Raw genomic sequence first — 17,668 nt, 5'->3', positions numbered from 1 at the left:
CAACCATGAAGAAACTCATCCGCGGCGCGGTCGTCGGCCTCGTGGCCGCCCTGGCCCTGTCCGCCTGCGGCAGCGGGGACTCCGGCGACGACAACCCGCTCGCCGGAGGCGGCGAGAGCGGCACCATCACCGTGGGCGGCGCCAACTTCCCCGAGAGCAACCTGCTCGGCGAGATCTACGCGCAGGCACTCGAGGCCAAGAAGCTCAAGGTCACCCGCAAGTTCAACATCGGCGCCCGCGAGGTCTACTACGACCAGGTCGTCAAGGGCGGCCTCAGCGTCGTCCCCGAGTACAACGGCGCGCTGCTGACCACGTCCGTCGACAAGTCCAGCGCCGCCGCGACGACCGAGGAGATCAACGCGGCCCTCAAGGCCAAGCTCCCGGCCGCGGTCGAGATCCTGAACTCCGCCCAGGCCGAGGACAAGGACTCCGTCACCGTCAACGCGCAGACGGCCGCCAAGTACAACCTCAAGTCCATCACCGACCTGGGGCCGGTCGCGAAGAACCTCGTCATCGCGGGCCCGTCGGAGTTCAAGACCCGCCGCCAGGGCCTCGTCGGCCTCAAGGACGTCTACGGCCTCGACTTCAAGAAGTTCCAGCCGTTCGACGCCGGGGCGCAGGCCACGCTCGTCAAGCTCCTCAGCGAGAACGAGATCCAGGCCGCCGACCTGTTCACGACCGACCCGACCATCCAGCAGAACAAACTCGTCGTCCTGGAAGACCCGAAGCACGTCTTCAGCGCCCAGAACGTCACGCCGTTGATTCACAAGTCGTCGGTGAACGCCACGGCGCGCGCGGCGTTGAACGCGGTGTCCGCCAAGCTCACCACGCAGGACCTCCTCGACATGATGAAGCGCATCGCCATCGACAAGGAGGACCAGGAGAAGGTCGCCGAAGACTGGCTCAAGAAGTCCGGCCTGGCCTGACCCGCCGCTGTCGTTCCGGCCCCGTCCCGCGCTGGTCCGCGGGACGGGCGTCGGCGGCGGCGGGGCGGGCGTCGGCGAACACCACGTCGGCCGCCCGGTCGAGCACCTGTTCCCGGGTACGGCCGCCATGGTCGGCGGCGAGGAAGTGCTTCCCGATCGCCACGCAGAACGCGATCATGCTCCGCGCCTCGACCTCGTCGGGGTCGTCGCAGAACTCGCCGACCACCGCGCGCACACTCTCCATACGCCGGTTGTCCACGCGCCGCAGCCGCTCGGCGACCCGCTCGTCCCGCCGGGCCCAGGCACGGACCGCGAGGTCGATGGGCAGCAGCCGGTCGCTGGAGAACGTGAGCATCCCCGCGATCCGGATCATGGTCTTCGGATCATCGGTCTCCCGCGCGGCGCGCTCGATCACCTCGTCGGTGCTCTCCCGCTCCCAGACGTCCAGCATCGCCTCCAGCAGCGCGTCACGGTCGGCGAAGTATCCGTAGAACCCGCCTTTGGTGACGCCGAGCCGTTTCGCCAGCGCCTCGACGCGGACGGCGTCCGGACCACCGTCCGCCAGCGCCCGCAGGCCTTCCTCGACCCACCTGTCACGCGGCGTCCGAACAGCGGCCACGATGTGTCCCACCTCACCGATCTCGCGTGTATACGCAACCGTATACATGGCTTAGCCTCCAGTTGTACGCAAGCGTATATCTGGATGGAAGGCGATGGGGACCATGAGGCTCAAGGCCGCGGACCACACCGGTCAGCCCTGGCGGATCCACGAGATCACCCGCGACTTCGAGCTGAAGGACGTGTGGTCGTTTTGCACCCCCGCCATCGGCCCGGACGGCTTCCCCGCCGCGTTGGCGGCGATCGAGGCGACCTACGCCCCCACGGCGTCGACCCTGCCCGCCCCGGTCCGGCTCCTGTTCACGACCCGCCGCCGCCTGGGCACGCTCTTCGGCTGGGACGACGAGGCCGAGGGCCTCGCGAAGCGCGTCCGCTCACTTCGCGCCCGCCTGCCCAAGGACCTCGCCGAGGGCCGCACGGGCTCAAGCGCCGAGGGCCTTCCCTTCACCCCGCTGTACGAGCTGGACAACGAGTGCGCCCGCGAACTGGCGAACCGGGTCGTCCACGCGGTCATGCACCTCAGCTGGGCCCCGACCACGGACGGCGGACACGAACTGCGCATGGCCGTCCTCGTCAAGCCCAACGGCCGGTTCGGACAGCTCTACATGGCCGCCATCGGCCCGTTCCGCTACGTGATCGTCTACCCGATGATGATCCGCCGCTGGGAGGCCGCCATGCGCACCGCCGCAACCAGCCGCGTCAGGGACACGTCCGCCATCTGAAGTGCCAATCATGGGCGGGACCTCCAGCTCACAAGGCGGACGGCACCAAGCCCCGAACGCTAATTCCTCTTCCTCGAACCCGCAACATTGAACGCATTTCCAATTGCCATCAACATTTGATTAACGTAGTCCACGCCGGGACCCCTCCCAGGCCGCACAGGTTAAACAGGAGCGGCCGGACGGCACTTGCACACCGACGCCGTCCACACCACGGAAAGAGGTCTCGACCCATGGACGTCGGAGCAAACCGGACTTTCGTCGCAGCGGCCACGTGCGCGCTGCTCCTGACAACCCTGATGGCCTGCGGCTCCGGCGACGACAACACTCCGGCCAGGGCCGAGACCCGACCGTCCACCCCTGCCCCGAAGACACCCGCGCCCTCGCCCCCAACCCCCACGCCCACCAGCACGGCACCCGCCGACGGCACGAACATCTCAAAGTGCTTCGACGGCAATTGCGAGATCGCCGTCTCAAAACCCATCGGCATCCCCGTCGACAAACGCCTGGGCATCTCCCGCGTAGAAATCGAAGAAATAACCCCCAACAAATCAGTCTCCCTAGTCCTGGTCAGCCCCCTCAATGACTACCACGTCATAGCCACCCCAGATGGCCCCAACACCGTCAACAAGATCACCATCCGCATAAGGCAGATCAAGGGCAAGAAGGCCATAATCGCCCTCACGGCCAAGAAGTAGCCGGGCCTGAATGTCGCAGGGCGTGCTTAAGCTGCTGACCCATGGACCTGGAACTTTCAGGACGACGAGCACTGGTGACGGCCAGCAGCGGCGGAATCGGCACAGCGGTGGCACGGCGCCTCGCCGCCGAGGGCTGCGCCGTGCTGATCCACGGTCGCGACCGCACCCGAGCCACGACGGTCGCCGACGACATACGCTCCAACGGCGGAGAAGCCGAGGTAGCACTAGGCGACCTAACCGACAACGAGGCCGCCGCGCACATAAGCGCCCGGGCGCGCTCCTGGGGCGTCGACATCCTGGTCAACAACGCGGGGCCGTTCGTCGAGCACGACTGGGAGAACGCCGACCCGTCAGCATGGCTCGACACGATGAACGGCAACCTCATCTCAGCGGTGCGCCTGATCCGCGCACTAGCGCCACCGATGCGCGAACGCGGCTGGGGCCGGGTGATCAACCTGGGCAGCCGCGCGGCAACGACCCCGCTCCCGAACATGGTCGACTACTCCGCCGCGAAGGCAGCGGTGGTCAACATGACCACCAGCCTGGCCCGTCACCTAGCTGGCTCAGGCATAACGGCGAACACAGTCAGCCCAGGCGTGATCGTCACCGAAGGCATGCGCCGCATGTTCGAACACCGCGCCGCCGTCCAAGGTCACCCCGCACCATGGACCGAGCTGGAGCCACAAGTCCTGGCCGAGTACGCTCCCAACCCCAGCGGCCGCCTAGGCAGCGAAGACGACATAGCAGCCGCGATCGCCTTCCTGTCCAGCCCACTGGCCGGTTACATCAACGGCATCGACCTCCGCGTCGACGGCGGCATAACCCCCGTCCCATAGGACACGGTCATTCCAGGACCGTCGCAAGGTCACGACAACCACGTGGCCGACCTCCTCACACCCGCCGAACGGCCCGCCGACAAGCCTCGCCCCAGCCAGTTCCAACTGAGGCGGTTTGAAGGATCTTCCTAGGGTCACGGCTATTGGTCAGCGCCCGCTGCGGGGCTGACCAGCACTCACTCACTCAACCCTCCACGCGAGAAGGGAAATCGCTTGAACCAGGACACAGCCACCGCCGCCGCGCTCTACCAGCGGTGGCTGGCCGAGCTATGGAACGGCGATCTGAACGACCTTGCGGCAGCCGCATCAAGCCTGGTCAGCGAGGACTTCGTGGGAAACTGGCCGGGCCAGCCCGCTCTGGTCCATGGCCCGGACGCACTGGCCGACGTCGTTCGGCAAGGCCGCCTGCCCTTCACCGGCCTCACCTTCACCCTCCAGTTGGGCCCCGTCACGACCGGAGACCTGGTCGCCGCCCGGTGGACCGGCCACGGTAGCTACGCCGCAGGTAAACACGCTCTACCCGGCACGACCGCACCGGCCGGAACCCCCGTCGAGTTTTCCGGGCACGACATCCTGCGGATAGCCGGAAACCGATTCACCGAGTACTGGGTGATCTCAGAAGGCGAATACCTCATGGCTCAACTCACGCAAGGCTGACCAGCCGCACTCACGCCAAGGGGCAGGTTACGCGTTCCCACTTGGAGCCCCCGACGGCGCCGGGAGCGGCGGCGGGAGCACGCCGCTGGACGTGGTGCCTTCCGGCGGTGACCGGCGGAAGTTCCGGCTGGCCCTTCTGAAGCGCTGGGGCGTCTGGGGTCAGCGGGGCGGATGTGAGCACGAGCCCAGGGAGACGGCGACGCAGTTGTTGAAGAGTTGTAAAGACAGAAAGTGGGTTGAAAAAGACGAAGTTGATCCGCTTCTGAGTTGGGCATACCAGTCGCAACTGGCCAGAGCGACCGACAAGGTCGCGACGGAAAACCCCCCGATTCAATGGGAATGCCTATCCATGATGAATGCAAAGCGAACGGCGACCGTGCTGGCGGGCGCCCTCTGCCTGCCCGTCCTCACGACCCTCTCCGCGGCCGCGGCCCCCGCCCCCGCCGCGCCGGACGGTGTCAGCATCGACGTGGTCACCGTCAACGGCTCCGGCTGCCGGGCCGGGACGTGGTCGGTGGACCTCTCCCGCGACCGAACCGCCTTCACCGTCAACTACAGCGACTTCGTCGCCTCCGACGGCGGTGACGCGCCGCCGACGGACTCCCGAAAGAACTGCCAGATCAACCTGAGGGTCAACGCCCCGGCCGACTACACCTACGGCATCTTCGGCTTGGACCACGAGGGCTACGCCAGGCTGCGGGAGGGGGCGTCCGGCGTGCAGTTGACGAACGTCTACTTCCAGGGAGACCCGGTGACCCGGCAGATCGGCAACCACCAACTCCAGGGCCGGTACCGCGGCGGATGGGAATTCGAGGACAGGATCAGTCGTGAAGCGGTGGTCTACAAACAATGCGGTGAGGACCGCAACCTCAACATCAACACCGAACTGCGGGTGGACGCGGGAAGCTCCGACGACACCAGGACGAGTTATATGTCAATGGACTCAACCCACGGCAACGCGAAATACCTCTTCGCATGGAAGCGCTGCTCTTAGGGGAACTTCAAACAGCGCATGCCGACCAGAATGACCTAGGAGCGTGTCTCACGCGGTGAGTCTGGTGAGCTGCTTCTAGCAGGTGACGGCGGCTGCGAGGACCAGGAAAGCGTTGGACAGGTGGCCGTGCGCTCATAGCAGACGGCCAGTCGCCGGTAGCCGAACAGCCAGGTCAGCGTGCGTTCGATCTTCCAGCGGTGGCGGCCGCGCCGCTCGCCGGACTCGACACCGGCCCCGGGCGATGCGTGGCACGATCCCGCGGCTGCGCGGCCAGGCCAGATGCTCGGCGGAGTGGTAGGCCTTGTCGGCGCGGACCCTGACCGCCGCAGGCGGCGCGGTCCGCGCCGACACCGGATCGTCGGTAAACTGACGTGAGACACGCTCTTACGCCAGTGTGATCGGTGTGCGTCCATATTCTGGTTCTGCACTCAGCCATAGGAGAGTCAAAGGCCGAGCCCGTGCATGGCGGGATCGGCCTTTGTGGTGTTCTAGGGCTTGATGGTGCGGATGGCTTTTATGAACGTGGTCCATTCACTCCAGGTGAACTCGAGGATGGGGCCTGTGTCGCCTTGCTTGGTGTCTCGGACGCCGATAGTGCCGCCCGACCCGCGTCCGACCTCGATGCACTCGGAGCCGGGGTTGCTGTAACTGGACTTACGCCAACTGCTGTACAGGGGGGTCATGTGTTGCCTGCCTCTTCAGTTAACCGGTCGGCCGTGTCCGCCAACAGAGAGAGGCTCTCGAGGGCGGGCAGTGTGGCCTCCCGGAGCCGTTGGAAGTACCGCTCATACTCTGCCACTTCATCCGGCTCGGTGTGAACGAGGCAGGTGGTGGCGTTTTCTGCGACGACCAGAACGGGGTCTGCTGGGTCGGGGAATGTGTAAAGCATGAACCCTGACGGCGGCAGACGCCCAGGCGAGAGACGAGCATCGAGGGGAAGGACGCGGATGGCAAAGCGCGGCTCGCGTGTGAGTACCTCGACCATGTGACGCAGCTGTGCTGCCATGACGGGGAGCGGCACAGCCAGACGCTTCATCACAAATTCGTCAAGAATGATCTCACCGAGAGGGCCTTCACAGCGGAACACGGCTTCCTGGCGCTTGAGCCGGGCTTCGGCATTGCGCTCAGGAACATAGCCGAGTTCGAACCCTTCAATCTTGTCCATTTCGACGAGAGCTTGTGTGAATTCCGGGGACTGCACGAGGCCGGGAATCGACATCTGGTTGTAGCCCCGGATGGTGGCGGCGCCGGACTCCAGGTCGGCGTACATGCGTTGCCTGGGGCCCATGGCGTCTCCGTAGGAGTCCCACCAGCCGCGTTCGGCGGCCTCGCAGGCGATTTCGAGGATGGCGTTGAACTTGTCGCCGGTGGCGCCCAGGATCCTCAGGATCTTCACGATGTCGCGGGTGTCGGGTCGGGTGCGGCCATTCTCAAGCTTGGAGACGGTCATGCGGGAGCGGTAGATGCGGCGGGCGAGCTCGTCAGCGGTCATGCCGCTCTCCTCGCGGAGGGCGCGCAGTTCGGTAGCGAGGCGGCGCCGACGGATGAACGGGCTGGTCACCGGGAGACCTCCATGATCGGGTCGGCAGACGGGGGTGGCCGCTGACCGGGGGATCCGCGTATGAACTCTGTGTTACCACGCGATGTCTAAGGGTGTCCTCGGTAGCAAGGATGTTCGAAGGCGAATCGCGAGATTGGACGCTCGCCCGAAGGAGCGTTCCACCCGTTTACGTAAACCGAATTGAACGTTCAGGGCTCAGGCGTGCCGCACTGCCCGGCAGTCCACCGACCTGGCTCTTTTCCATCCCGAAGCGGCGGGGCTACTGAAGATGGAACGGTCGATGACGCACCGTCATGAGAGGTGACCAATGCTGCTCGCCGTTCCCGCCCCCGCCGCGAACGAGACACCGATGTACTGGCGGCGCGAGTTCCAGGGCGCGCCCGACCGGGTTCGGGTCGTCCGCACGTTCGCCGCTCAACTCCTGGACGGGTTCCCGGCCCTGGACGACGTCCTCCTCGTCCTCGACGAACTGGCCGTCAACGCGATCCGCCACACGCGGTCAGGCGATGAGGGCGGCCGGTTCACCGTGGACATCAGCAAGGACATCGCCGGAGTCATCGTCTACGTCACCGACCAGGGCGGCCCCAAAGAGCCCTGCCTACGCAACGTCGCCGAACTAGCAGAAGGCGGCCGCGGCCTCCTCACAGTCGACGCCCTATGCGCCACCTGGTCCTGGTTCGGCACCCCGACCTCCCGCACCGTCCGCGCAACTTTCCCCCGCACCGACCCGTGAGGCGGCTCGTCCCGACGCGGTGACCGACGATGTTCCATTGACGGAAAGGGCCTTGGGCGCAGAACTCGGCGACCAGCTCGCACCACTCTCTCGCCGCGCGAAGGACACGTACCTCGTCCAGCTCGCAGATGTGCTTGAACGCCGTGACGATGTTAGGTACGGCGTTGAAGGCGGTGGTGCACATGGAAATGAAGTCCAACCACCAAGGCTCCGCCTTCGCGACGTGCGGCGAAGTGAGGATTTCGCGGAACCTCTCGACCGGGTCTTGGCTGCTCAGCTCTTCGCCGTTCATCACGTCCCTGCGATAGGCGGGGCAGAACCTCGATGCCGATATTCGGTGTCGAGGCAGGCAGTCTTTCTGCCTGTGCGAGGTGGCCGGACAAGTTGTGGATGCTGTCGCGCACCCGAGGCGCGAGGTCCGGGGCCGGGGCGATGAAGGGGCGGTAGTTCCGCTTGACCGCGGCCGCTGCTGCCGTCCAGTTGGTCGACCCGCTGACTGGACGGGTTCTCGTTCTTCGCCGCCGCCCGCATGTGCGTCCACGCCCTCGGCGCGCCGGACGCGCATGCCCGTTGGGGCGGGTGGAGTTCGCGGAATGAACAAGACCGGCGACGCCGTTGACAGCCGCGTCCAGGGCCTTGACCTGGTGATCTGTGTCGGGCATGGCGGAGAATTGGACGAGGGTGGCGTTGCCGTACTCGCGTCGAGACACCGGTGGCCACCGGGTACTGCTGGCATCCCGAAGGGAGGCTCGTCGTCCGGGTCACGCTACCGCGCATATTGGTTAGGCGCATCGTGCGGTACTGGGTGAGGGGTTCGCGCCGGTCCAGGCCCCCGAACGGGACGGGACGCATTGGTGCCGCGCAGGCATTGGCCTTCTTTCGCGGCCTGTGACCGCGCTCATGGTGAGATTTCTGATGCTCCGCTAGCGTCGGAGCGACGGTTCGATTGCGAGAATGGCGGTGCGGATGACTGAGGTAGCGTTGCGTATCCGGGTAGGTAAACTTGAGGACGTTCCGGCGGTTCTGAAGCTCTATGACGGGGCGGTCGAATGGCTCGTCGCCTCTGGACGGTCACAACAGTGGGGAACGAACCCTTGGTCGGAATCGCCGAAGGCGATCGAGCGGGTCAAGCGGTTCGCCAGGTCTGGGGGGATGCGCGTCGTCGAGCATGAGGGCGACATCGTCGGCGCCATGCGGTTGGGAGACGCTCCGCGCTTCCTTCCGGCGGTCGACGAGCCCGAACTGTTCTTGGAGGCCCTTGTCATCGACCGGCGGTGCGCGGGGCTGGGAGTCGGTACGGCACTGCTGGACCAGGCCCGTGCCGAGGCCGTCGAGAAGGGCATCAGCCTGCTCAGACTTGAGTGCTGGTCGGGCGGTGACCAGGGGCTCGTGCGTTACTACGAACGCGCCGGATTTGTTCAGACCGGCCATGTCAAGTCGGACTTCCATGAGGGCTGGGAGGGAGCGATCCTCTCGCAGCGACTTGAACAGAGCGCTCGGGCCTGCTGAGAGCCGGCCGGGTCTCGTTCGGCGGGCGCGGGTCAGGCGTCGCGGTGGCGGAGGACGGTGATTCCGCCCCACAGGGCCGCCGCCGTCCATGCCGCGAGGATCGCTAGCGCGACGGGCGCCGAGTAGGGGCCGTCACTGTTCAGCAGGTGTCGGCCCGCGCTGCTCGGCAGCCCGTCCGCGACGTCCTTGAGCACCTCCGACCGGCTGTTGACCAGCGTGATCGGCAACACGAGGACGAAGAGGAACGCGGTCGTCAGCGTTCCGGCCGTGCTGCGCAGCATGGCGCCGGCGCCCAGGATCAGCACGCTCATCACCGCCATGTACACGCCTGTCATCAGGGCGTCGTGGGCGATGTCACCGGCGCTCAGACGGCCCCATTTCCCGAGCGCGGGCCGTGCGACCGCCGTGCCGACCAGGCCGAGGATCACCCCGGTCGGGAACATGACCGCCGCCGCCACGGCCGCTTTCGCCGACAGCATTCGCCCGCGTGGCGGTATCCATTGCAGCGTCGCCCGGATGCTTCCCGTGGCGTATTCGCCGGTGATCATTAGGATGGCCAGGGCGAGGACGACGAACTGCGCCATGTCCACGGACGCGATGGCCATGTCGCTGGCCGAGACGATCCCGGGAGGCCCGTCGGGGCCCGGGTTCCGGTTGTTCTCCACCGTCGCCTGGGCCATGATCAACGACATCAGTGCCATCAGTAGTGCGGCCCCGGCCAGCCCCCACCAGGTGGAACGGACCGTCCACAGTTTCGTCCACTCCGCCGCCAATGCCCCGGACACGCCGCCGCCGGAAGCGGCTCCCGTCTCCCGGCCGATCTCGACGCTCACCGGGCCCGTTTTCGTGGTCATCGCTGCTCCGCCATTCCGGTGCCGTATTCCACACTCGCACCTGTCAGATCCATGTACGCCTCTTCGAGCGAAGCGGCCACCGCGCTCAGTTCGAGCACAGGAACTCCTGTCTCGTAGGCGACAAGGCCCACCCGCTCGATGGGGAGCCCTTTCACCCGCAGCTCGTCATCGTCCGTTCGGCCCACTTCGGCGCCCACGGCGGCGAGCCGTTCCGCCAGATCGGCCGCCCGTGGACTGCGCACCCGGACCGCGTTGCCGGAGCCGCGTGCGATCACCTCGGCCATCGGCGCGTCCGCGAGCAGCCGTCCGCGTCCGAGCACGACCAGTTGGTCCGCCGTCAACTGCATCTCGCTCATCAGATGCGACGAGACGAACACCGTCCGGCCCTCGGCGGCGAGCCCGCGCATCAACCGCCGCACCCACAGAACGCCATCGGGATCGAGCCCATTGACCGGTTCGTCGAACATCAGCACCGCCGGGTCACCCAGCAGCGCCCCAGCGATGCCCAGCCGTTGCCGCATCCCGAGCGAGAACGACCCGACCCGCTTGCCCGCGACGGATTCCAGCCCCACGAGCCCCAGGACTTGGTCGACCCGCGCCCGAGGGATCCCGTTGCTGCGCGCCATGGCCGTCAGATGCGCCTGTGCCGAGCGCCCGGGGTGGACGAACCCCGCGTCCAGCAAGGCCCCAACCTCCCGAATAGGGCGAGGCAGCCCCGCGTACCGGCGTCCGCCCACGAGCGCCTCGCCCGCTGTAGGACGATCCAGCCCCACGATCATGCGCATGGTCGTCGACTTCCCCGCCCCGTTGGGCCCGAGGAACCCGGTGACCTTCCCTTCCGCGACCTCCAGCGTCAGCCCGTCCACAGCGGTCTTGTCCCCGAACCGCTTCGTCAGTCCCCGCAACGTAATCACTCGGGTTCTCCCGCCCGGCCGTCCAACATGGCGAGCACGAACCTAGACATCCGCAGACACCGGCCACACTGCCCGAACGCCACCTCCTGCCCCCTACTTTCGTCAGGAGGCCCCCATCAGCAGACCTTCAGCACGGGGAGCACCTGGTCGGCCGTCAGCATCACGCGCAGCGCGTCACCGAACGACTCACCCACCAGAAGCAACTCTGCATCGTGGTGGACGACCACCTTCCCCACGGACCCGAGGAAGACGCAGCTGTTCGTGATCCATTCGGCAATCGGATAAAAGTCCTGACCGAACTCTCCATGCAGCGTTTGAGTGACATCTAGAGACCCGCTCCCAGCCAGCTCAGGTTCGAACAGTATGGGCGCGTTCCTGAACGCTCCGTCCATGACCGCAGGAGCGACCTGGAGCCCGCCAAAGCTGGCCACCACGACAAACGCCAAATCAAACAGGACGAATTCCTCTCGCCCCAGAACCGTGTGCCATCGGTCCGGATCGACAGACCGTCCTGGGAACCGCCCCGCAGGTTGTCCGGGTCGGTGGGGCCGCTCGCGGTCACGCCGAACTCGTCGTAGAAGAACCTCATCTCGGCCGATGGGTCCGGTTGTTTTATTCCGTGGCGGAGCTTGCTTCGGTGAGGGAAATGAGAAACTGCCAGTAGTTTTCCATGGTCTCGTCCGCCACATGCTGCTTCGTCAGAGTGGGCAGGCTCAGAGTTTGCCGTAGACGAGGATGGTGCGGTGGTTGTTGAGGGTCCGGGTGAAGTCGGCCAGGAAGTCGGGGGTGAACGGGGGCCAGTTCCAGAACTCGAAGCCGAGGTAGCCAAAGGTGTAGTAGTTGTTAGCCCATTGCCAGGTGGTGAGGTCGCTGGCTTGCACGCAGGACGGACATTTGACCTGGGCCGCTCCGGTCGCCTGCCAGGTCTCGATGGCCTCGTCGAAGGGGGTGCTTGCGCCTTCTATCGGGTCCCACGCTTCGGTGAAGAAGTGGGTGCGGGTGGCGCATCGCGGGCAGATCGCGTACTGGCCATCACCCTGGCCGCCCAGGAAGACGGTCCGGCCCGTCTCGATGTTGAGGCCGTCCAGCGGCTCCCAGTCAGGGTCGAGGACGGCCTTCTCCCATGCCTCGCCGGGCTCGTGGCCTGTCGGGGCCCCGAGCACGCAGTCGGTGGGCTCGGCCTCGACGATCCCTTCCCGGATGAGCCAGTCGAGAGCACGGTCGCCCAGTTCGGCGGCATCTGCGGCCGTGGCGTCAAGGTCAACGATGGTCTGGAAGTAGTCACCCATGGCGCCCGACCATAATGATGGCGGCTGACACTACGGGTGGCGGCCGTTCAGGCGGGTCGTGAGGGTTGTGGCGGTTGAGCGGGCCTGGTCGGCGAGGGTGGGCCAGGCCTCTTCGGGGTGGTCTTCGCGGCGGAAGGTGATCGTCACGGCGGCCGTGGGACGGGTGGTGTGGTCGAACGCGCAGGCGGCGATGCTGGTGAAGCCCTCGGTGATGTGGCCGTCCTCGACCGACCAGCCTCGGCGGGCGTCCTCGGCGAGGGTGCGGCGGAGGTCGCTCAGCGTGGTGGGGCCCCGGCCCGTGCGAGTGATGAACGGGGTCGTGAGCAGGGCGCGGACCTGGGCCGCGGGGAGGTGGGCGAGCATCGAGCGGCCGCTGGCGGTGAGGTGGGCGGGCATGCGGACGCCCACGTCGGTGATGACGGTGGCGTGCCGGGGTGGCTGCTCCTTGAGGAGGTAGAGGGTCTCTGGGCCGTGCAGGATGCCCAGCTGGACGATCTCGCCAACCCGGTCCACCAGGCGGCGCAGGAGGGGACGGGCCAGGCGTTCCAAGGGCTCGTGGCGGAGATAGGCGGAGCCGATCTCGAACGCGGCGACGCCCAGGCCCCAACGGCGCTCCTCGGGAATGTAGGTGACGAAACCCTCCTCGGACATCGCGGTCAGAAGGTGGTAGGTGCTCGATCGGGGAAGGGACAGTGAGCGGGCGATCGAGGACGCGAGGAGAGGGCCCGGTGAGGCGGCCAGCAGGCGCAGGACGGCCAGGGCGCGACGAGCGGCCGGAACTTGTGACATAAGGTCCATTGTCTTGCATATGAGACATCTTGCGCGTCAGGGGTCTCGTGGGGCCGCGCCACAGGTGGTTGGAATGGTGGGTATGAGTTTTGGCATGGGGGACAACGGCGTTCGGGTCGGGCCGGAGGCGCTGACCTTCGCGCAGGTCGTGGACGTCGCCAGAGGCGGCGCGCCGGTCACGCTGACCGATGAGGCGCTGAAGCTGATCGGCGATTCAAGGGCGCACGTGGAGGAGCTGTCGCTCCGTCCGACGCCCGTCTATGGGGTTTCCACCGGGTTCGGGGCGCTTGCCACGCGGCACATCGCTCCGGAGATGCGGGCCCAGTTGCAGTTGAACATCGTCCGGTCCCATGCGGCGGGGTCCGGGCCCGAGGTCGAGCGGGAGGTCGTCCGGGCGCTGATGCTGCTCCGGCTGCGGACGCTCGCCACCGGACGCACCGGCGTTCAGCCCAAGACGGCGCAAACGCTGGCCGCGTTGTTGAACGCGGGCATTACGCCTCAGGTGTTCGAGCACGGGAGCCTCGGGTGTTCCGGGGATCTCGCGCCGCTCGCGCATGTGGCGCTGGCCCTGATCGGCGAAGGTCATGTGCGGGACGCCCAGGGCGTGCTGAAACCGGCAGCGGAGGCGTTGCGGGAAGCGGAGATCACGCCGGTCACCTTGGCCGCCAAGGAGGGCCTCGCCCTTCTGAACGGGACGGACGGCATGCTCGGCATGCTCGTTCTGGCCATCGCTGACCTGCACAATCTCTTCACGGCGGCTGATCTAGCGGCTGCCATGACCGTTGAGGCGCTGCTCGGCACCGACCGGGTGTTCGCCGCTGACCTCCAGGAGCTGCGGCCGCATCCGGGGCAGGCGTTGTCGGCCGCGAACCTGCGGGCCCTGCTGGGCGACTCGGAGATCATGGAGTCGCACCGGGGGCCCGACTGCACGCGGGTGCAGGACGCCTACTCGCTGCGGTGCGCCCCCCAGGTCAACGGAGCGGCCCGCGACACGCTTGAACACGCCGAACTCGTCGCTGGCAGGGAACTGGCGTCCGCCATCGACAACCCCGTGGTGTTGCCGGACGGACGCGTCGAGTCCAACGGCAACTTCCACGGCGCCCCGGTCGCGTACGTGCTGGACTTCCTGGCGGTGCCCGCGGCGGACGTCGCGTCGATGTCGGAGCGCCGCACCGACCGGATGCTCGACAAGGCGCGGTCGTACGGGCTGCCCGCGTTCCTCGCCGACGACCCGGGCGTCGACTCGGGCCACATGATCGCCCAGTACACGCAGGCGGGGATCGTCTCGGACCTGAAGCGGCGCGCCGCCCCGGCCAGCGCCGACTCGATCCCGAGTTCCGCCATGCAGGAGGACCACGTGTCCATGGGCTGGAACGCGGCCCGCAAGCTGCGCCGGTCCGTGGAGGGCCTCGCGCAGGTCGTCGCGATCGAGATCCTCACCGCCGCGCGGGCCCTCGACCTGCGCACCCCGCTGCGTCCGGGTCCGGCGACCGCCGCGGTCGTCGCGAAGCTGCGGGAGGCCGTGCCGCCGCCCGGGCCCGACCGCTATCTGGCACCGGAGATCGCCGCCGCGACCGAGATGGTCCGCGACGGGTCCCTGGTCGCCGCAGCCGAGGCCGTCACCGGCCCGCTCTCCTGAAGACCGCTCTCTCCTGGAGGAGAAAGAACATGTCAGGTCCACGCCCCGTCCGCGCGCCGCGCGGCACCTCGCTGACCGCCGCCAAGGGCTGGCCGCAGGAGGCCGCCCTGCGGATGATCCAGAACAACCTCGACCCGGAGGTGGCCGAACATCCCGACGAGCTGATCGTCTACGGCGGGTCGGGTAAGGCGGCGCGGAACTGGGACTCCTTCGACGCCATCATCAGGTCGCTGACCACGTTGGAGGGCGACGAGACGCTCCTCGTCCAGTCCGGCAAGCCCGTCGGGGTCTTCCGGACGCACGAGTGGGCCCCCCGCGTGCTCATCGCGAACTCGAACCTCGTCCCGCAGTGGGGCACGTGGGAGGAGTTCCGGCGCCTGGACGAGCTGGGCCTGACCATGTACGGGCAGATGACCGCCGGTTCGTGGATCTACATCGGCACGCAGGGCATCCTCCAGGGCACCTACGAGACGTTCGCGGCGGTCGCGGAGAAGCGGTTCGGCGGGTCGCTCGCCGGGACGATCACGCTGACGGCCGGGCTCGGCGGGATGGGCGGCGCGCAGCCGCTCGCCGTGACGATGAACGGCGGCGTCGCGATCTGTATCGACTGCGACCCGTCCCGCATCGACCGGCGGGTGGAGCACCGGTACTGCGACGTCAAGGCCGACAGCCTGGACGAGGCGCTGCGGCTCGCGCAGGAGGCGAAGGCGCAGCGGAAGGCGTTGTCGATCGCGGTGCTCGGGAACGCCGCCGAGATGGTCCCGGACCTGCTGCGCCGGGGTGCGCCGATCGACATCGTCACCGACCAGACCAGCGCGCACGACCCGCTGATGTACCTGCCGGTCGGCGTCGCGTTCGACGACATGGCGGCCGAGCGCGACAAGGACCCGGCCGCGTTCATCGACCGGGCCCGCACGTCGATGGCCGCGCACGTGGAGGCGATGGTCGGCTTCCAGGACGCGGGGGCCGAGGTCTTCGACTACGGCAACTCGATCCGCGGTGAGGCGCAGCTCGCCGGATACGAGCGGGCCTTCGACTTCCCCGGCTTCGTGCCCGCCTACATCCGGCCGCTGTTCTGCGAGGGCAAGGGGCCGTTCCGCTGGGCGGCGCTGTCGGGCGACCCGGCCGACATCGCCCGCACCGACAAGGCGATCCTCGACCTGTTCCCCGACAACGAGCCGCTGGCCCGGTGGATCAGGATGGCGGGGGAGCGGGTCCACTTCCAGGGCCTGCCGTCCCGGATCTGCTGGCTCGGCTACGGCGAGCGCGACAAGGCGGGCGAGGTGTTCAACGACCTGGTGGCGCGCGGCGAGATCAGCGCGCCGATCGTCCTCGGCCGCGACCATCTGGACTGCGGGTCGGTCGCCAGCCCGTACCGGGAGACCGAGGGCATGGCGGACGGTTCGGACGCCATCGCCGACTGGCCGCTGCTGAACGCGATGCTGAACACGTCGTCCGGCGCGACCTGGGTGTCGATCCACCACGGTGGCGGCGTCGGGATCGGACGCTCGATCCACGCGGGCCAGGTGTGCGTCGCGGACGGGACGGCCCTCGCCGGTGAGAAGCTCCAGCGCGTCCTGACCAACGACCCCGGCACGGGCGTCATGCGGCACGTCGACGCCGGTTACGACCGCGCCGCCGAGGTCGCCGACGAGCGCGGTGTCCGCATTCCGATGCGCGCATGAGCGAAGCGAACCGGGTCGTCCCCCCACAAGGGAGTCGCGTATGAGCTTCGAGGAGATGTGGGCGGACCTGCTGCCCATCGGGAAGGACGACGCGGGCGGCGGCTACCACCGGTTCGCGTGGACGCCGCCCGAGCTGGAGTGCCGCGCCTGGTTCCTGGACGAGGCGCGCCGCCGCGGCCTGGACGTCGAGCACGACCCGAACGGCAACATGGTCGCCTGGTGGTTCCCGGAGAGCGGGGCGCGCGACGACGCCGTCCTGACCGGGAGCCACCTGGACTCGGTGCCGGGCGGCGGCGCGTTCGACGGGCCGCTCGGCGTCGTGTCGGCGTTCGCGGCCGTCGACCTGCTGCGGAAACACGGCACCGCGCTCGAACGCCCCATCGGGATCGGGGCGTTCGCCGAGGAGGAGGGCGCCCGGTTCGGGGTGGCCTGTCTCGGGTCGCGGCTGCTGGCCGGGGCGATCGACCCGGCGCGGGCGCGCGGCCTCACCGGCGCGGACGGCCGCACGTTCGCCGAGGTCATGCACAACGCCGGCCTCGACCCGGAGGCGATCGGCCCGGACGACGACCTGCTGGGACGCATCGGCTGCTACGTCGAACTGCACGTCGAGCAGGGGCGGGCGTTGACGGAGCCGGTCGGGGTCGCGAGCTCGATCGTCCCGCACGGGCGGTGGCGGTTCGAGTTCGCCGGTGAGGGCAACCACGCCGGGACGACCAGGCTGGTGGACCGCCGCGACCCGATGCTGCCGTTCGCCGCCATGGTCCTCGCCGCGCGGGAGGCGGCCGAACGCAACGGCACCGTCGCGACCGTGGGGAAGGTGCGGGTCGTGCCGGGCGGGGTGAACGCGATCGCGTCGTCCGTCACCGGCTGGCTGGACGCGCGGGGACCGGCGGACGACGCCGTCCGCCGCACGGTCACCGAGGTCGACGAGGCCGCCAGGGTCGCCGCGCGCCCGCACCGGGTGTCCGTCGAGCTGGCGGAGGAGTCCTACACCGAGATCGTCGACTTCGACCACACGCTGCGCGACCGGCTGGCCGGGACGCTCGGCGGGGCGCCCGTCCTGCCGACCGGTGCGGGGCACGACGCGGGGATCCTGTCCTCGCGGGTGCCCGCGGCGATGCTGTTCGTCCGCAACCCGACCGGGGTGTCGCACGCCCCCGCGGAGTTCGCCGAACAGGACGACTGCCTCGCCGGTGTGGAGGCACTCGCCTCGGTACTGGCCGACCTGGCGTGCGGGTAGGTAGCCC

General features: G+C 68.0%; 19 protein-coding genes. 11 read left to right on the top strand and 8 right to left on the bottom strand.

Annotation, left to right across the window (positions count from 1 at the left end; genetic code table 11):
* Positions 1-5: 5 nt before the first annotated feature.
* Positions 6-926 carry an ABC transporter substrate-binding protein gene (locus ABD808_RS32090; RefSeq protein ID WP_344904918.1) on the top strand — a complete coding sequence of 307 codons (921 nt, stop codon included), beginning with the start codon at positions 6-8 and terminating at the stop codon, positions 924-926.
* Here ABD808_RS32090 and ABD808_RS32085 read toward each other — a convergent pair.
* Positions 904-1,545 (bottom strand): TetR/AcrR family transcriptional regulator, encoded by a 642-nt coding sequence (locus ABD808_RS32085; protein ID WP_344904916.1) that lies wholly within the window; start codon positions 1,543-1,545, stop codon positions 904-906. The genes ABD808_RS32090 and ABD808_RS32085 overlap by 23 nt on opposite strands.
* A 94-nt stretch (positions 1,546-1,639) precedes the next feature.
* On the opposite strand from ABD808_RS32085, the gene ABD808_RS32080 reads away from it, so the two are divergent.
* From ABD808_RS32080 to ABD808_RS32060, 5 genes are all read left to right on the top strand, one after another.
* Positions 1,640-2,266 (top strand): DUF2867 domain-containing protein, encoded by a 627-nt coding sequence (locus tag ABD808_RS32080; protein WP_344904913.1) that lies wholly within the window; start codon positions 1,640-1,642, stop codon positions 2,264-2,266.
* Between the two features lie 230 nt (positions 2,267-2,496).
* On the top strand, positions 2,497-2,961 hold the full coding sequence (locus ABD808_RS32075; protein WP_344904910.1) for a hypothetical protein: 465 nt from the start codon (positions 2,497-2,499) through the stop codon (positions 2,959-2,961).
* A gap of 41 nt (positions 2,962-3,002) precedes the next feature.
* Positions 3,003-3,797, top strand: a complete 795-nt coding sequence (locus ABD808_RS32070; RefSeq protein WP_344904907.1) for an SDR family NAD(P)-dependent oxidoreductase — start codon at positions 3,003-3,005, stop codon at positions 3,795-3,797.
* Positions 3,798-4,010: 213 nt separating this feature from the next.
* On the top strand, positions 4,011-4,454 hold the full coding sequence (locus tag ABD808_RS32065; RefSeq protein ID WP_344904904.1) for an ester cyclase: 444 nt from the start codon (positions 4,011-4,013) through the stop codon (positions 4,452-4,454).
* A gap of 349 nt (positions 4,455-4,803) precedes the next feature.
* Positions 4,804-5,448 carry a DUF4360 domain-containing protein gene (locus tag ABD808_RS32060; protein ID WP_344904901.1) on the top strand — a complete coding sequence of 215 codons (645 nt, stop codon included), beginning with the start codon at positions 4,804-4,806 and terminating at the stop codon, positions 5,446-5,448.
* Positions 5,449-5,936: 488 nt separating this feature from the next.
* On the opposite strand, the gene ABD808_RS38700 is transcribed toward ABD808_RS32060, so the two are convergent.
* A complete protein-coding gene (locus ABD808_RS38700; protein ID WP_425549000.1) occupies positions 5,937-6,131 on the bottom strand; it encodes a DUF397 domain-containing protein in 195 nt (64 codons plus the stop codon).
* Complete coding sequence (locus ABD808_RS32050; protein WP_344904898.1) at positions 6,128-7,009, bottom strand: helix-turn-helix domain-containing protein; 882 nt, start codon at positions 7,007-7,009, stop codon at positions 6,128-6,130. Before ABD808_RS32050 ends, ABD808_RS38700 begins: the two co-directional genes overlap by 4 nt.
* 307 nt (positions 7,010-7,316) lie before the next feature.
* Here ABD808_RS32050 and ABD808_RS32045 point away from each other — a divergent pair, with 307 nt between their 5' ends.
* Positions 7,317-7,742, top strand: a complete 426-nt coding sequence (locus ABD808_RS32045; RefSeq protein WP_344904895.1) for an ATP-binding protein — start codon at positions 7,317-7,319, stop codon at positions 7,740-7,742.
* A 954-nt stretch (positions 7,743-8,696) separates the two neighbouring features.
* Entirely contained in the window at positions 8,697-9,251 is a 555-nt protein-coding gene (locus tag ABD808_RS32040; protein ID WP_344904892.1) for a GNAT family N-acetyltransferase, read from the top strand.
* Positions 9,252-9,283: 32 nt separating this feature from the next.
* On the opposite strand, the gene ABD808_RS32035 is transcribed toward ABD808_RS32040, so the two are convergent.
* The 5 genes from ABD808_RS32035 to ABD808_RS32015 form a co-directional block, all read right to left on the bottom strand.
* The gene (locus ABD808_RS32035; protein WP_344904889.1) at positions 9,284-10,105 is read right to left on the bottom strand and encodes an ABC transporter permease; all 822 of its coding nucleotides are present in this window, start codon (positions 10,103-10,105) and stop codon (positions 9,284-9,286) included.
* Positions 10,102-11,019: an ABC transporter ATP-binding protein gene (locus ABD808_RS32030; RefSeq protein ID WP_344904886.1), complete on the bottom strand. Its 918-nt coding sequence runs from the start codon at positions 11,017-11,019 to the stop codon at positions 10,102-10,104. The genes ABD808_RS32035 and ABD808_RS32030 overlap by 4 nt, the downstream gene beginning before the upstream one ends.
* A gap of 116 nt (positions 11,020-11,135) precedes the next feature.
* Entirely contained in the window at positions 11,136-11,708 is a 573-nt protein-coding gene (locus ABD808_RS32025) for an SUKH-3 domain-containing protein (protein ID WP_344904883.1), read from the bottom strand.
* Positions 11,709-11,732: 24 nt separating this feature from the next.
* Entirely contained in the window at positions 11,733-12,308 is a 576-nt protein-coding gene (locus ABD808_RS32020; protein ID WP_344904880.1) for a hypothetical protein, read from the bottom strand.
* A gap of 30 nt (positions 12,309-12,338) precedes the next feature.
* Entirely contained in the window at positions 12,339-13,097 is a 759-nt protein-coding gene (locus ABD808_RS32015) for an IclR family transcriptional regulator (RefSeq protein ID WP_344904877.1), read from the bottom strand.
* A 94-nt stretch (positions 13,098-13,191) separates the two neighbouring features.
* Here ABD808_RS32015 and hutH point away from each other — a divergent pair, with 94 nt between their 5' ends.
* From hutH to ABD808_RS32000, 3 genes are read left to right on the top strand one after another with little or no spacing between them, the layout of a single operon-like run.
* Positions 13,192-14,736 carry a histidine ammonia-lyase gene (hutH, locus tag ABD808_RS32010; protein ID WP_344905922.1) on the top strand — a complete coding sequence of 515 codons (1,545 nt, stop codon included), beginning with the start codon at positions 13,192-13,194 and terminating at the stop codon, positions 14,734-14,736.
* Between the two features lie 29 nt (positions 14,737-14,765).
* Positions 14,766-16,421 carry a urocanate hydratase gene (hutU, locus tag ABD808_RS32005; protein WP_344904874.1) on the top strand — a complete coding sequence of 552 codons (1,656 nt, stop codon included), beginning with the start codon at positions 14,766-14,768 and terminating at the stop codon, positions 16,419-16,421.
* A 40-nt stretch (positions 16,422-16,461) separates the two neighbouring features.
* The gene (locus ABD808_RS32000) at positions 16,462-17,661 is read left to right on the top strand and encodes an allantoate amidohydrolase (RefSeq protein ID WP_344904871.1); all 1,200 of its coding nucleotides are present in this window, start codon (positions 16,462-16,464) and stop codon (positions 17,659-17,661) included.
* The last annotated feature ends 7 nt before the right edge of the window (positions 17,662-17,668 follow it).

Origin of the sequence: Actinomadura meridiana, from assembly GCF_039537545.1 — a bacterium.
Taxonomy (GTDB): domain Bacteria; phylum Actinomycetota; class Actinomycetes; order Streptosporangiales; family Streptosporangiaceae; genus Spirillospora; species Spirillospora meridiana.
This window is presented reverse-complemented; position numbering and strand designations above follow the sequence as displayed.